General features: G+C 40.0%; 12 protein-coding genes. 9 read left to right on the top strand and 3 right to left on the bottom strand.

Going from position 1 to position 15,434, the window contains the following annotated elements:
• Positions 1 to 2: 2 nt before the first annotated feature.
• Positions 3 to 2,795 carry an insulinase family protein gene (locus HR060_RS19720; RefSeq protein WP_174198298.1) on the bottom strand — a complete coding sequence of 931 codons (2,793 nt, stop codon included), beginning with the start codon at positions 2,793 to 2,795 and terminating at the stop codon, positions 3 to 5.
• A gap of 371 nt (positions 2,796 to 3,166) precedes the next feature.
• Between HR060_RS19720 and sixA the strand changes: the two genes are divergently transcribed.
• A complete protein-coding gene (sixA, locus tag HR060_RS00510; protein WP_174198297.1) occupies positions 3,167 to 3,655 on the top strand; it encodes a phosphohistidine phosphatase SixA in 489 nt (162 codons plus the stop codon).
• Positions 3,656 to 3,664: 9 nt separating this feature from the next.
• Here the strand turns inward: sixA and smrB are convergent, their stop codons facing one another.
• The gene (smrB, locus tag HR060_RS00505) at positions 3,665 to 4,213 is read right to left on the bottom strand and encodes an endonuclease SmrB (protein WP_174198296.1); all 549 of its coding nucleotides are present in this window, start codon (positions 4,211 to 4,213) and stop codon (positions 3,665 to 3,667) included.
• A gap of 59 nt (positions 4,214 to 4,272) precedes the next feature.
• Here smrB and prmB point away from each other — a divergent pair, with 59 nt between their 5' ends.
• The 8 genes from prmB to HR060_RS00465 all read left to right on the top strand — a co-directional run bounded on the left by prmB (position 4,273) and on the right by HR060_RS00465 (position 14,031).
• Positions 4,273 to 5,223 (top strand): 50S ribosomal protein L3 N(5)-glutamine methyltransferase, encoded by a 951-nt coding sequence (prmB, locus tag HR060_RS00500; protein ID WP_174198295.1) that lies wholly within the window; start codon positions 4,273 to 4,275, stop codon positions 5,221 to 5,223.
• Positions 5,224 to 5,250: 27 nt separating this feature from the next.
• Entirely contained in the window at positions 5,251 to 6,345 is a 1,095-nt protein-coding gene (gene aroC / locus HR060_RS00495) for a chorismate synthase (RefSeq protein ID WP_174198294.1), read from the top strand.
• Between the two features lie 114 nt (positions 6,346 to 6,459).
• On the top strand, positions 6,460 to 7,632 hold the full coding sequence (locus tag HR060_RS00490) for an MFS transporter (RefSeq protein ID WP_174198293.1): 1,173 nt from the start codon (positions 6,460 to 6,462) through the stop codon (positions 7,630 to 7,632).
• A 209-nt stretch (positions 7,633 to 7,841) separates the two neighbouring features.
• Positions 7,842 to 8,753: a glycoside hydrolase family 16 protein gene (locus tag HR060_RS00485; RefSeq protein WP_174198292.1), complete on the top strand. Its 912-nt coding sequence runs from the start codon at positions 7,842 to 7,844 to the stop codon at positions 8,751 to 8,753.
• Between the two features lie 332 nt (positions 8,754 to 9,085).
• On the top strand, positions 9,086 to 11,200 hold the full coding sequence (gene pnp / locus HR060_RS00480; RefSeq protein WP_174198291.1) for a polyribonucleotide nucleotidyltransferase: 2,115 nt from the start codon (positions 9,086 to 9,088) through the stop codon (positions 11,198 to 11,200).
• 110 nt (positions 11,201 to 11,310) lie between these two features.
• Positions 11,311 to 12,240, top strand: a complete 930-nt coding sequence (gene nlpI / locus HR060_RS00475; protein ID WP_174198290.1) for a lipoprotein NlpI — start codon at positions 11,311 to 11,313, stop codon at positions 12,238 to 12,240.
• Positions 12,241 to 12,264: 24 nt separating this feature from the next.
• A complete protein-coding gene (locus HR060_RS00470) occupies positions 12,265 to 13,662 on the top strand; it encodes a hypothetical protein (protein ID WP_174198289.1) in 1,398 nt (465 codons plus the stop codon).
• 69 nt (positions 13,663 to 13,731) lie between these two features.
• Complete coding sequence (locus HR060_RS00465; protein ID WP_174198288.1) at positions 13,732 to 14,031, top strand: ComEA family DNA-binding protein; 300 nt, start codon at positions 13,732 to 13,734, stop codon at positions 14,029 to 14,031.
• A 58-nt stretch (positions 14,032 to 14,089) separates the two neighbouring features.
• Here the strand turns inward: HR060_RS00465 and accC are convergent, their stop codons facing one another.
• A complete protein-coding gene (gene accC, locus HR060_RS00460) occupies positions 14,090 to 15,433 on the bottom strand; it encodes an acetyl-CoA carboxylase biotin carboxylase subunit (RefSeq protein WP_174198287.1) in 1,344 nt (447 codons plus the stop codon).
• Between the last annotated feature and the right edge of the window lies 1 nt (position 15,434).

Genomic DNA, 15,434 nt, shown 5'->3' with positions numbered 1-15,434 from the left:
TTTTAGTGATCAAATAAATTAAGTTTACTCGCTTGTTTTTGGAACATCTCGATATCCGGCATCAAGCTGTAGTTAAAGTCAGTCAAATTGTGCAATTCAGTTTCTGAGCCAATCACTAAGCGTCCAGCTTCCACATTATTTAGTTTTTGATTAATTAAATCTAACACCGACTGTTTATCTATATGTGTAAGCTCCATCGCGATGCGCTCTCGTCGTTTGAAAGTTTCATCTTTTAAGCCTATGGCCATCCAAAAACGCTGTGCCTTAATGCGCATGCTCGTATCTTTTTCAAGTAGCTGATGCGATAAACCCGATTTGAGGTTTTCCCATTCATCTTCAGGAATCGATGCAATGTGCTCTGGTAAAGTACTGAAAAATTTATCAATTTCAGCTGTTAATTGATTTACACCCGCTTTATTAGATTGTATGTAAGCGATAAAGCCTGGACATTGGTTAATTGGCATATAACCCGTACCTAGCATATAACCCAATTGCTTTTCAGTCCTAAGTGTGTGGAAAAATATTGGGGATACTATCTGGTTAAGTAATGTATAAAGTGCGGTGTTGTACTCGCTAATTTCTGGCGCTTGATAGTAAATAATGACGCATTGATCTTGGTGATCTGTTTTTACGGGTAAATACAAACTCTGATCTTGCGGTAGTTGGTACACCAAACGTTCTATTTCACTTGACGTTTTTTTGTGATTCAACAAGTGTTTTTTGATGTGGTTGCAAATGGTGTCCAGCTGAGCTTGTTGATTATCACCATAAATCAACGCCTCTATGTGCACTTTATCGAATAAGCTCAGATAAAACTCAACAAACTCATGCCAAGTGACAGTGGCCAATAAATCAGCCATATCATTATTTTGGAACTGGTTGTTTTGTAAGATACAACCGAGCAAGCTGAAAAGCTTAGAAACAGGTTTACCTTTATTGGTATTTTTCCAGCTTTGGAATACGCGTTGTTTTATTGTTTCAAAGTGCTCGGGTTCAAAATGACAATTGGCAATTTGTTTGATTAAGCTTTCAATAAATAAAGGCTGCTTGTCTGAAAAACCTGATACATGAAGAGTCATCCCTGCTTGGTGCGGGTAAACGTGATAATTCATCCCTGCCGCTTCGGCGAGGTAGTTATCTTCAATCACCGAATCTATAAATAGCTCGATGAATAAGCGGGTCATCGCCACTTTTTTTATCGAGCCTTGGCTGTTGGGTAAATCAAACGACAAATAAATATGCCCTTTAGGAATGTTAAAGGTTCTATCTTGTTTAAACCAAACAACTAAACCGTCTTGATCGATCACTTTAACGGGCTCGGTGAGGATTTTTTCAAGCGGTAGACTGTCTGTTCTCTCAGGAATAAATGGGTTAAGTTGAGGTAGCTCAAAATCACCCTCGTCAGCCTCTGCTTCACGTAAGCTCTGTAAAAAAGGCTCAGGTAATGCTTGGATATTATAAGGTGCATCGTACCAACGACAGACGTGAGGGTAGTGTGCTGGGCTACCTGCATCTGTTAGGTGAATTAGACGCATGTTTTCTGGTGTTAACGCTTGGCTTATCTCATCGAGCCAACTCTCGTCTAATCCATCCATCATGTAGTCACCATAAAGTAAGTCATCGGCTTCAAATTGATGCATACTCATGGCAAGTCCACTTACGAGATCAATTGCTTTAGTGGGTTCTTGATAACGGAAAGCCATCTCCGCTAATTGCTTTTTCTCTTGATAAATAAAGTCTAATCTAGGCTTGGTATCGATAAATTTAAGGTAAGCAAAAACAATATGGCAAATCCCTTCAATTGCCTGACACCCTTGTTCGGTTAGCTGAATACTGATGTTAAAGTCTTTGAAGTTTGAACCATCTACACCACCACCAGCAGCTAAACCATGTGCTAAACCATTATTTTTTAGAAATGATAGCAGGCTGCCACTGCCTTCATGACCCAGTAGGTAACTGAAGTAACAGATACTCTTGTCGCGATATTTTTGGTAAACACTTGGCATATCGAATGAAAAGATCAGTTGATGGGTCTGCTTTAGTGTTTGCATCGTGATGAGCTGAGATTTGTGCTCTGGTAAATACAAAGGTTCGGCTATTTTAGGTTTTGGTGTGTTATTGCCAGTGACCGCTGAAAAATACTCTTTGACTAGTTGATATTGTTCATCAGCCGGAAGGGGCGCGCTGACAACAAGTGTCATCCAGTTAGCTTGATAATTCTGTTGGTAAAACTGGTGCAATCTTTGTTTAAGTGAAATTTCGTCAGTGTCGACCAATGTCGCTAAATTACCCACTGAAAAGCGACTAAATGGATGAGCAGGATTAGCTGTTTCTTTGTGAACTTGGTATAGCCTGCGTAAATCATCTCTGACTTTGAGCTGAAATTCAGACTCTATCGCTTGTCTTTCTTTATCGATAAATTTGGGATTAAACAAAGGGGCAATAAAAAATTGGCTGAACCTATCGAGCGCACCTGCCAAGTGACTAGCGCGTATATCAAAAAAGTAGTTCGTGTGTTCACTTGCCGTCCAAGCGTTGTGATGACCACCATGTTGGTTGATAAATTGAGGAAAGTCGTTGGCATCAGGGTACTTTTCAGTACCTAAAAACAGCATATGCTCTGTAAAATGAGCCAAGCCAGGGCAATCATCTGGATCATCAAAGTGTCCGGCATTTACTGCAACTGATGCTGCGGCTTTTCTTGCATGAGGATCTTCGATTAATAAAACGCGTATGCCGTTATCTAACTCATGGTATTGGTAGTTCTTCTTATCATTTAAACTTTTTTTGATCACGTTTTATCCTGTGAGCCAGATTGTTGAACTGTAGCCAGTATTATGTCGACCATATATGACTAAAGTTTAATTGCCTATAGTCTAAATATAACAATAATTTAATGCATAACTAAAGAGGGTCGGTTAAGTTTAGACCATGAAAACAACAACAAATAAGTTATTACAAAATAGCTTAGTTTAAAGGTCGAAATATACTGCACAAGACACTACATTTAGCGCAATTAATCCTGACCAAGTTGCTATTCAACTTTTTCATTTAACTTGGTTATTGAATATATAGATCAGTCAGTGTTATGTCTTTAACTATTGTTTTGCAAAAAGCCATTATACTGACTGCAACACAAGGCAAATTGTCTTGTAAAGAGTAAAATATGCAATTGTTTATTATGCGTCACGGTCAAGCTGAGTATGGCGCAGATCTCGACTCTAATCGTCAGCTCACGGAATTAGGTGAAAATGAAGCAACACGTTCAGCGCAGTGGATACTCAAACAATGCTCTGAATTTGATTTAGTTTTAGTGAGTCCTTATATCCGCGCCCAGCAGACCTGGGCAAAACTAGCTCAAGCTGGTGTAGTGGCTAAACAAGTTGAGACGATCAATGATTTAATGCCAGACTCAACACCGAGCCAGGCAGCATCAGCCATATGTGCTTATGGCGCTGATGCCAAGAGTGTTTTAGTGGTTTCACATTTACCTCTTGTTAGCTATTTAGTCGAAGAATTTACTATTCATGCTGGTCCGCTTTTTTCGACCGCGGGTGTGGCACAAATTGATGATATTGATTTGAGTACCAGTATTCACAGAGGTGAGCTGGTTAAGTTTATTGCCCCTGCTCATATGGCAGAGGTCGCTGTTTAGCTATTATGGTTAGCGCTGTTGCTTGAGATCGTCATTGTCTAAATCGATCAGTACAAGTAAGGCGCCGTGCCCACCATGCTCTAAAGGTGCTTGGTGAAAAGCCACTACTTTGGGGTGTTGAACTAGCCAGTGTGGGATTTTTTGTTTCAGGATCCCTGAACCCAAACCGTGCACGATACAGATACACTCAACATGCTGCTTTTCTGCTGCGTGAATTACTCCTGCTAGCTCTAGTTTTGCCTGCTCGCGTTTCAATCCGTGTAAGTCTAATATTAAATCTGGATAAAAATCACCGCGTCTTAATCGCTTTGCGCAGTCTTTGGCAAAGCCTTTTTGTACGTATTGTAATGGGCCTTGATGACTAAGCTCAGGTTCATAACTATCAGAAAAATAAAAGTGGGCTTCTTGAACTGCGCGCTTTTCTATATCTAATGCTATTTTCTGCTTGTTCCTAACAGCCTCTGGCTGTATCTTGTCCTGCTTAATTTGGCGTGTTTCACCTATACTTTGGCGAAACAAATTTATATCGTCATCGCTTAACGAATCATTAGTACTCATAATGGCTCATTGACCTCATATTTAATGTGCCCATTATCAGCATAGAAAGCCGAAGATCAATGTTAAATCAAAATCAATCAATTGAAGCTATCAATGAATTAAGCACTGTGTTTGACATGGTGCGCTGGACTGTTTCACGCTTTAATGAAAACCAAGTCTTTTTTGGTCACGGTACAGATAACGCTTGGGATGAAGCCTTTTATTTAGTTCTTTATGCGCTAAATTTACCATTTGAAGGCGGTAAAGACTTATATCCTGCAAAATTAACTCGCTCAGAACGTGAAGTTATCGTTGAGTTAGTCACTGAACGCATCAATAAGAAAATACCACTGGCCTATTTAACAAACCAAGCTTGGTTTAATGGCTTACCTTTTTACGTAGATGAACGCGTATTGGTACCGCGTTCACCTATTGGCGAGTTGATCAACAAACAATTTGAGCCTTGGGTTGAACCTCACAACATTCATCGTGTACTCGATTTGTGTACTGGTTCTGGGTGTATTGCAATTGCCAGTGCTTATGCATTCCCTGAAGCTGAAGTCGATGCGATTGATATATCAACAGATGCACTTGCCGTTGCAGATACTAATATTCATGAACATGGTTTACATGATAGAGTGTTCCCAATTCAGTCTGACGTGTTTGATGGCATCCAAGGGCAGGTTTATGACTTGATCGTCACTAATCCTCCTTACGTAGACCAAGAGGACATGGACTGCCTGCCAGATGAATTCAAACAAGAACCTGAATTAGGTCTAGCATCTGGATATGATGGTTTAGACATCACCCGTCGAATCTTGGCGCAAGCAAGCGACCATTTATCGGAAAAGGGTGTCATCATTGTCGAAGTAGGTAATTCTATGGTTCACATGCCAGAAGTTTACCCGGACGTTCCATTTACATGGTTACAATTCGATAATGGTGGAGATGGTGTATTTGTAATTACAAAACAAGAATTAGAACAATACAAAACACAATTTGCAGCTGCGTACGCAGCACTTGAAAAATAAATAGAAGAAAGCAGTTTAGAGAAAGCTATGTCAGGAAATACAATAGGAAAGTTATTCACAGTCACTACATTTGGCGAGAGCCATGGTTTAGCCCTAGGTTGTATTGTTGATGGTTGCCCTCCGGGTATTGAGATCAGCGAAGAAGAACTTCAAATTGAGCTAGATCGCCGTAAGCCGGGTACGTCTAAATTTACCACTCAACGTCGCGAGCCAGACCAAGTAAAAATTCTTTCTGGTATTTTTGAAGGTAAGACGACAGGTACATCTATTGGTATGGTGATTGAAAATACCGACCAACGTTCTAAAGATTACTCTAAAATTAAAGACGTTTTCCGTCCTGGTCATGCTGACTATACATATCATCACAAATATGGTCACCGCGATTACCGCGGTGGTGGCCGCTCAAGTGCCCGTGAAACAGCAATGCGCGTTGCTGCTGGTGCAATTGCTAAAAAATACTTAAAACAAAAGTTTGGTATTGAGGTTAAAGGTTATTTGTCACAGCTTGGCCCAATCAAAGCTGAGCAAGTCGATTTTTCAATTGTTAATGAAAACCCGTTCTTTTTCCCTGATTCGACAAAACTAGATGAGTTAGATCAGTATATGCGCGATCTGAAAAAAGAAGGCGATTCAATTGGTGCTAAAGTCACAGTTGTTGCTACAAGTGTACCTGTCGGGTTAGGCGAGCCTGTATTTGACCGCTTAGATGCAGAAATTGCTTACTCTTTAATGAGTATAAATGCTGTTAAAGGTGTTGAAATGGGTGCAGGCTTTGACTCGATTGAGCAAAAAGGCTCAGTTCACCGTGATGTGATGACGCCAAAAGGCTTCTTATCTAATAATGCAGGTGGTGTCTTAGGCGGTATCTCTACTGGTCAAGATATTGTTGCTAGTATTGCAATGAAACCGACATCAAGTATTACAGTACCGGGTGAAACAATCGACGTAAACGGTGAAACGACTGAAGTCATTACCAAAGGTCGTCATGACCCATGTGTTGGCATTCGTGCTGTGCCTATTGCTGAAAGTATGCTTGCCATTACATTAATGGACCATGTTTTACGCCACAGAGCGCAAAACCTTGATGTTCATGTCGATACTCCTGATATTGCAAATCCATAAAAGTTTACACTAAAGGCTGCTTTAGCTTGCGGTAATTACTACTTAGTAACAGTTTAATAATAAAGCCGATGTTAAAATTAACGTCGGCTTTTTTATTGGAGTATTAAACAGTTAATGGATACGCGCTTTTTTCGCTTCTCCCAAGTTTATTTTGCATATTTTGCGATTTTAGGCGTTGTTTCTCATTATTTTGGTTTATACCTGAGTAACCTTGGCTTGAACCCTGTCATGGTCGGGTCTTTACTGTCTTTAATGACACTTGGTCGAGTACTTGGACCCGTTGTTTGGTCGAGTATTGCCGATAAAACTGGGCAACGTCGGCTTATTATTCAGCTTGGAAGCTTGCTCGCTTGTTTGTGTTTTGCTGCGCTTTGGTTTCTCGATTCACTCATTGGCTTAACCTTAGCTCTGGGCGCTTTTTCTTTGTTTTGGTCGGCGATATTGCCACAACTTGAAGCGTTAACCGCGCAAAATATCAAAGGTCAGGCCAAGATATATAGCCGGATTAGGATATGGGGCAGTATTAGCTTTATTATTTTAGTCATGCTTACTGGCATCACATTTGAATACTTCGGTGTAAAAGACAGTATTGAAGTCATGACCATGTCTCTTTTGATACTGTTATTAATATCTAGTTTAAGGTTGCCAAAAGATAGAAATTTTCAAACTCAATCTAACCTTACCGTATCGATAAAAAGTAAATTGACAGAAAAGAACTGTGTGACCTTTTTACTATCGGCATTTTTATTACAACTGAGTTTTGCAGCTTATTACGGCTTTTTTTCTATATACCTGACAGAGCGCGGTTACAGTGGTTTTCAAATCGGTAGCATGATCGCCTTTGGGGTTTTTTGTGAAGTCGTTATTTTTTGGTTTGCCGGTAAAATATTATCTGTTGTTAGTTTAAAGTCCGCATTAATATTTTGTTTTGCCGCTACCGCTATTCGCTGGTTAGTACTTGCTGAATTTGCAAATTGGTTCTGGGTATTACTGTGTTCTCAATTGTTACATGCCTTTAGCTTTGGTTTACATCACGTTGCAGCTCAGCGTTTTATCCGACAGCACTTTAATTCTAATCAGCAAAGCCGAGGTCAGGCTTTTTACTCATCAATCAGTTTTGGCATTGGTGGGGTATTAGGCAGCTTTATTGCAGGGTGGTCTTGGTATTACAGTCAAGAATTCACTTATTTAGGCGCGGCTGTAGTGGCCTTATTCGGCGCCGTATTATTGCTGCAATTTCAATCTCCAAAAAACGTAGAAAACTCAATCAACGCAGAACGAGCTTAGTTGAACCGCTCTGTGTTTTTTTTGACTGGCGGTCAATAAATGTGGCTGTCTTCAGTATTTAATTGTTAATTAAGCTTTTATTTTCTTTAATAAATAGTTAGTCCATTTTTAACAAGATTTAATTTCACTTCTTTGTTGTTTAAATGGTTTAACTCTAAATGTCTTCAGTGAGCACTTAGCTGACTGAGTTATTCGTTTTGGAGTTAAAGATGGCAATTAAAACAATCACTACCTCGAGTGTACTATTTGTAGCAACAAGCTTATCTGCAATGAGCTTTGCTCAGTCGAAAATAATGTTTGATGATTTTAACTATCAAACCTTAGCCGATGCCGAAAAAAATGGCTGGGTTGCTCGAACTCAGGTCGGTCATCCCGGTATTAAAAACGCAACGTGGTGGCAAGAAGGGATATCATTTCACCCCGATAAATATGATTTAAATAACCAAGTGATGCGACTGACCTCAAAAACGGATGGAACAGCGACCAATACACGTCATACGCAAATATGTCATCAACGAAAATATCGCGAAGGCACGTATGCCGCCCGGGTTTATTTTAATGATGAACCTCAATTTGGTCCTGACGGTGATGGTGTTGTCGAAACTTTCTATACCATCAGCCCACTTGATTACCCAATGGCTGAAAATTACAGTGAAATGGATTTTGAGTACTTGGCTAATGGTGGCTGGGGGCAAAATACGCACACTCTCTTTTCAACATCATGGGAGACTTTCCAATTAGAGCCTTGGACTAAAGTTAATGCTTTTGATACTTATTCCAAAAGTTTGCAAGGCTGGAATACTTTAGTGTTACAAGTAAATGATGAAAAAATAAAGTACTACATCAATGGCTACTTATTCTCAGAGCACGGAGCTAATGTATATCCAGAGCAAGCTATGTCAATCAACTTTAACCTGTGGTTTATGCCTGAAAAATTGGTGCAACATCCGCAAATGCGCCAATATTTTCAAGATGTAGATTGGGTTTACTTTAATCAAAGTGAGATCTTATCTGAACAAGAGGTTTTGAATGCGGTTGCAAAGTACAGAGAGCAGGGCATTAAACAAAAAGATTCGGTGCCTGATTGGCAACCAAAATTAGCCAGTTATTGCGGCTTGTAAATTCAGATGATTGTTAAGTTATGCATAGTATTGAAGCCCAGATAAACTGGGCTTTACTGTTTTTAGCGTGTAGATAAAAAAATCCTTGAAATAACGCGTTTTTTTAGCTTGAAAAATTGTGTATGCGTCTGCATTGAGTATACTAGCGACGGGTTCTATGAAATCCGCATAAATAACTTTTCACTGTAGATTCGAGGGTTTGAGTTAGCCTAGCTAGATGAAAGAGTATTTACGTTGTTATACCAAGTGCTTTTTGATCTAGCTAATAAATCAAACCTCAGTCTATTGAAGTAGAAAAGTTTGTAAAACTTCAATATTTAAAGGAATTTTTTGTGCAAGCAATTACCAAAACTTTCCAGTATGGTGAACATACTGTAACTTTAGAAACGGGCGTTATCGCTCGTCAAGCAAGCGCTACTGTAATGGCTACTATGGATGACACAACTGTAATGGTTGCTGTTGTTGCTAAAGATAGTGATGAGCCTCGTGACTTTTTCCCATTAACGGTTAACTACCAAGAAAAAACTTACGCAGCGGGTAAAATCCCTGGTGGTTTCTTCAAGCGTGAAGGTCGTCCTTCTGAAGGCGAGACACTTACTGCGCGTTTAATCGACCGTCCTATCCGTCCTTTATTCCCTAAAGGTTATGACAGTGAAGTACAAGTTGTAATCACTGTAATGTCTGCTAACCCTGAAGTGCAACCAGATATCATCTCAATGATTGGTGTTTCTGCTGCGCTATCAATTGCGGGTATTCCTTTCCAAGGTCCAATTGGTGCTGCACGTGTTGGTTATAAAGACGGTCAATACATGTTAAACCCAACAACAACTGAACTAGAGACAAGTGAACTTGATTTAGTTGTTGCTGGTACTGAAAGCGCAGTATTAATGGTTGAATCAGAAGCTAGCATTTTATCTGAAGATGTGATGTTAGGCGCCGTTGTTTTCGGTCATGAGCAATCTCAAACGGTTGTTTCTGCAGTAAATGATTTTGTTGCTGATGTTAAACCTGCTGCTTCAACTTGGACTGCGCCAGTAGTAAACGAAGAATTAAAAGCTAAAGTAGTAGCTGCTTCAGAAGCCGGTTTCACTGCGGCTTACCAAATTACTGATAAGTTAGAGCGTAAAGCGGCTGCTGATAAAGTAAAAGCAGATGCGTTAGAAGCATTATTAGCTGAAGATGAAGAGCTTGATACTAAAGAAGCGGGCGATATGCTTAGCTCTGTAGAGAAAAACGTTGTACGTAGCCGTATCATTGCTGGTGAGCCACGTATCGACGGTCGTGATCCAGAAAGCGTTCGTGCACTAGATGCTCGTACTGGTATTTTACCTCGTACACACGGTTCATCTTTATTCACTCGTGGTGAAACACAAGCTATCGTAACGGCTACTTTAGGTACTCAGCGCGATGCGCAAATCGTAGATGGGTTAACGGGTGATTCAACTAATCACTTCATGCTTCATTACAACTTCCCTCCGTACTGTGTTGGTGAAACAGGTATGGTTGGCTCGCCTAAACGTCGTGAAATTGGTCACGGTAAATTAGCTAAACGTGGTGTGCAAGCAGTAATGCCATCGGTTGAAGAGTTCCCGTACACAGTTCGTGTGGTATCTGAAATCACTGAATCAAACGGTTCAAGTTCAATGGCTTCTGTATGTGGCTCTTCACTAGCATTAATGGATGCAGGTGTTCCGCTTAAAGCTTCTGTTGCGGGTATTGCGATGGGTCTAGTTAAAGAAGACGATAAGTTCGTTGTTTTATCAGACATTTTAGGTGATGAAGATCACTTAGGTGACATGGACTTTAAAGTAGCGGGTTCTTCTGAAGGTATCACTGCTTTACAGATGGATATCAAAATTGAAGGTATCACTAAAGAGATCATGCAAATTGCTTTAAACCAAGCAAAAGCAGCGCGTTTACATATCTTAGACGTGATGGATAAAGCGATTGGCGAGCACAGAGACGAAGTGTCTGAGTTTGCACCACGTATCTACACAATGAAGATCAATCAAGACAAGATCCGTGACGTAATTGGTAAGGGCGGTGCAACTATCCGTGCTTTAACTGAAGAAACGGAAACAACGATTGAAATCGAAGATGACGGTACAGTTAAAATTGCTGCAACTGATAAGACTAAAGCTGATGCTGCAATCGCGAAGATTAAAGCACTTACAGCTGAAGTTGAAGTAGGCACTTTATACGATGGTAAAGTAATGCGTATCGTTGATTTCGGTGCATTTGTTGAAATCTTACCGGGCAAAGAAGGTCTTGTTCACATTTCTCAAATTGCTGAAGAGCGTGTAAATAACGTGTCTGATTACTTAAAAGAAGGTCAGCAAGTTAAAGTTAAAGTACTTGAAGTTGACCGCCAAGGCCGTGTGCGTCTGAGCATGAAAGCTGCAGTTGAAAAGCCAGCTGAAGCAGCGTCAGAACAACCAGCTGAATAATAAGTCGTTTCGACTTAATAAAGGGAGCATTTGCTCCCTTTTTCTTTATCTAATGGGGCTTTTGTGGTATTTCTTATTAATTGACCTGAATACTGTATAAAGCATATATTTTGAAAAAAATCATTGCCGTTGGGCTTTTATCTATTATGGGTTTAGCAGGTTGCGCCAACACACCAGCGCCATCTGTTAATGATTATCCTACCGCTCGACCACTCATTGCATTACCGTTGAAGCCTTCCGTGCAACAAGAGTTAGCCATCAAGCGTCTAACTGATATTTTATCTGCCGTTGATTTGACCGAAGAGCAGCGTGCTGAGTTACACTTCCAGCGCGGAGTTCGTTTTGATGCTATGGGGCTGAACAACCTAGCCCTTTACGATTTCAATCAATCGTTAAAGTACAAACAAGACTTTGTTGAGTCTTACAATTACCTTGGCGTTTATTACACTTTGAACCAAGAGTTTCCTAGCGCTTACGATGCTTTTGATTCTGTCCTCGAATTGGAGCCTGAACACAGTTTTGCCGTATTTAATAGAGGAATAGCGCTTTACTATGGCATGCGTCCCGAGCTTGCGATTGAAGACTTTAAGCGTTACCAATCGAAGAAAGATAATGATCCCTATCGTGCTATTTGGTTGTACCTAGCAGAGCGCGAAATTGATGAAGCGCAAGCGAAACAGCGTTTAACGGCTAGCATTGATAAAATTTCTGACCAAACATGGGCTAAAACCGTTTTAGGCCTTTATTTAGAACGCATTAGTATCAATCAATTTTTATCTAGTTTAGCTATAGGCGTTAAAGATGAGGTTGAATTAGCGCATCGCCTTTGTGAGGCCTATTTCTACTTAGCTAAGTACTATCAATACAAGCAACAAGAGCAGCAAGCTAAAGTCTATTTTAAGTTAGCTTTAGCAACAAATGTTTATGAGTTTGTCGAGCATCGATATGCTACGCTAGAACTCGAACTAGCGACGCACAAAGCGAGAACTGAAGCATTAATTCAAGCTCGAAAAGCGGCTCGAGAACCTGCGCTCAACTAATCGCTCTATATCATGAAAAGTGAAATGTTTGATGTAACCTCAAAAAGGTTGTCTTTTTTACTTTTCACGGTTATCAGCGTTGTCTTTTTATTTTGTTTGTACTGGTTTCGATTCCATCAGGTTGATATTTGGCAGGAGCTAGTCGAAGACGTGCATCGACAAAAGCTTGCTTTCGCTAACACGCAATCTGCACAATGGAAAGCTACCCCCTGGTTGACTAGACAAACTCCTGTCAGTGGTTTTGCTGATAGCTACCAGAAAGAATATGATCTCTCATCGTTATTAAATACCCCCATTAGCTTTATCCAAACAATGCCTGATCCACTTGTGATGATGATGGCAAAGATTGGACATGCCGATGCGCAATATCTATATGCAAACACGTTTACTGGTCAACAAAAAAAATACTGGCTCGAAAAAGCGATTGAACTGGGCTCACCACAAGCAAAGCTTGCACAGGCTAAAAATGCCGAAAAAGCAGGGGATTTACAACGAGCTTATCACTTGGTTTCTACTGTCAATTCTGCGCAAGCAAAATTGTATCAAGCAAAATTAAAATTAAAGCTAGGCAAAGATCCCAAAACTGTTTTTACAGATGAATTAATTGCGCTAGCAGACTTTCAGGCACAATTTAGTCAAGAGTATTTTTCATACCAAGCTCATTATCATAATAACTTGCAATTACTGGATGAATACTTAAATAGCGATTCTTTAGAACAGCATACAAAATGTGATAAACCACTTTATATCTTTGGCCAAAATATTTATCAATTAAATAAAGCCCACGAGACATTAAAGGCTGTATTAACCAGTCATCCAGAGATTTTCTCTTCATTTTGCCTGCCTAAAATTATTTGGTTAACTCAAGGAGTTAAAGAGCAGCTAAAGTGGCACTCTGAAGATTATGGCTATCGTATTGTAATAAATGCACATCAGCCTCGTGCTTATGTCAGAGGGCATAGTATGTATATTGATGATACCACTAGTTATAATGTCATTCGCCATGAATTGGCACACTGGCTGGGTTTTGAAGATGAATATTCACTATCTAGCCACATAGCCAACAATGTTTGTCAGCTAAATAAAGGGTCTTTTGAAGTACTCGGCCATAACCTAGTTATTGTCGATAGCAAACTGAGCTTTGAATCACTCGCATCTGGTATCGAGTTTATTGAAGCGGCATTCCCATGGGCTGCGTTTATTGATAATAAATCCAATTGGTTAGCGCCTGTTGGCAAAGGAAAGTTTAAGCTTTTTATTTTGAATACAGATACGCAAAATGATACTAGTACTATTGGTTTATACCAAGCTAAGACTTGCGATAGATACCCTGAGCTACAAAGTATAAAACCTATCTATTTCCCTTCTTTTATGTTTCAGCATGATAATGCTATTCCTGATTTTTATCTCGAACTGATTTGATCTTTTAGCTATTACATTCTTAACTAAATATAACTCCTTATAAGAGGGGTTTTAAATAAAGGATGAATTATGAAAAAGATCACATGTGTTTTTTTAACCTTATTGGTTTGCAGTTTTAGTTTAATGGCTCATGCCAACACACCACAGACAATTGCTGCGGCTTATGCTAATAAGATCGATCTAAATCAAGCCAGCATATCCCAGTTAAAGATACCCAAATTAATTGGCGATAAACGAGCTCAAGCGATTATTGCTTTTAGGGATGCTAGAGGAAAGATTGACTCTTTTGAGCAACTAGAGTCAGCAGAAGAACTAAATATTGGAGAGAAAGTTAGTCAGGCGTTACAGCAAAAATTTTATATCAAATGATTAGGCATAAAAAAACGCAGCTAAGCTGCGTTTTTTCTATGTTAAACACTGTTAGTGTTTACTGAAGGCCTAATTTCTTCTCAAGGTAGTGGATGTTAGTACCACCATTTTGGAAGTGTTCGTCATCCATAATACGTTGTTGTAACGGCTTATTAATTTTAATACCTTCAACCACTAATTCGTCTAAGGCATTTTTCATACGTGCAATAGCGATACCGCGGTTTTCACCATAAGTGATTAACTTACCAATCATTGAATCGTAATGAGGTGGTACAGTGTAACCTTGGTAAATATGAGAGTCCCAACGAACACCTAAGCCACCAGCAGGGTGGAAGCGTTTAATGTTACCTGGAGAAGGAATAAATGTATCCGGATCTTCGGCGTTAATACGACACTCAATAGCGTGACCGTGGATCTTGATGTCATCCTGCGTTAAAGAAAGCGGCTGACCAGCAGCAATCTTCAACTGCTCTTTGATTAAATCAACGCCTGTTACCATTTCTGTAACTGGATGCTCTACCTGAATACGCGTATTCATCTCAATGAAATAGAACTCACCATTTTCGAATAAGAATTCGAAAGTACCTGCACCGCGATAACCAATCTCGATACATGCACGAGTACAACGTTCACCGATAAACTTACGCATTTCTTCAGTGATACCTGGTGCTGGTGCTTCTTCAACAACTTTTTGGTGGCGACGTTGCATTGAACAATCACGCTCACCTAAATGAATGGCATTACCTTGGCCATCAGCCAATACTTGAACTTCAACATGACGAGGGTTTTCAAGGAACTTTTCCATGTAAACCATATCGTTGTTAAATGCAGCACCCGCTTCAGATTTTGTTAATTCAATTGAATCAATTAATTCATCTTCTGAGCGAACAACACGCATACCACGGCCACCGCCGCCGCCTGCCGCTTTTACGATTACTGGGTAACCAATGCGCTTAGCGATAGCAATGTTTTTATCAGCATCTTCGCCTAATGGGCCGTCAGAACCTGGTACACAAGGAACACCTGCTTTTTTCATTGCTTTGATCGCTTCAACTTTGTCACCCATAATGCGGATAGAGTCAGCTGTTGGACCAATGAAGATGAAACCACTTTGCTCAACTTGTTCAGCAAAGTCAGCATTTTCTGATAAGAAACCATAACCAGGGTGAATCGCAACTGCGTCAGTTACTTCTGCCGCGGCAATAATGCGAGGGATATTTAAGTAACTCTCGACTGAAGGTGCTTTACCAATACAGATCGTTTCATCTGCTAAAAGCACGTGTTTAAGTTCACGGTCTGCTTGAGAGTGAACAGCTACCGTTTTGATGCCTAGTTCCTTACATGCACGTAAAATACGTAGGGCAATTTCACCACGGTTAGCGATAACGACTTTATCTAACATA

Source organism: Marinifaba aquimaris (assembly GCF_013328345.1).
Lineage (GTDB): Bacteria > Pseudomonadota > Gammaproteobacteria > Enterobacterales > Alteromonadaceae > Marinifaba > Marinifaba aquimaris.
This window is presented reverse-complemented; position numbering and strand designations above follow the sequence as displayed.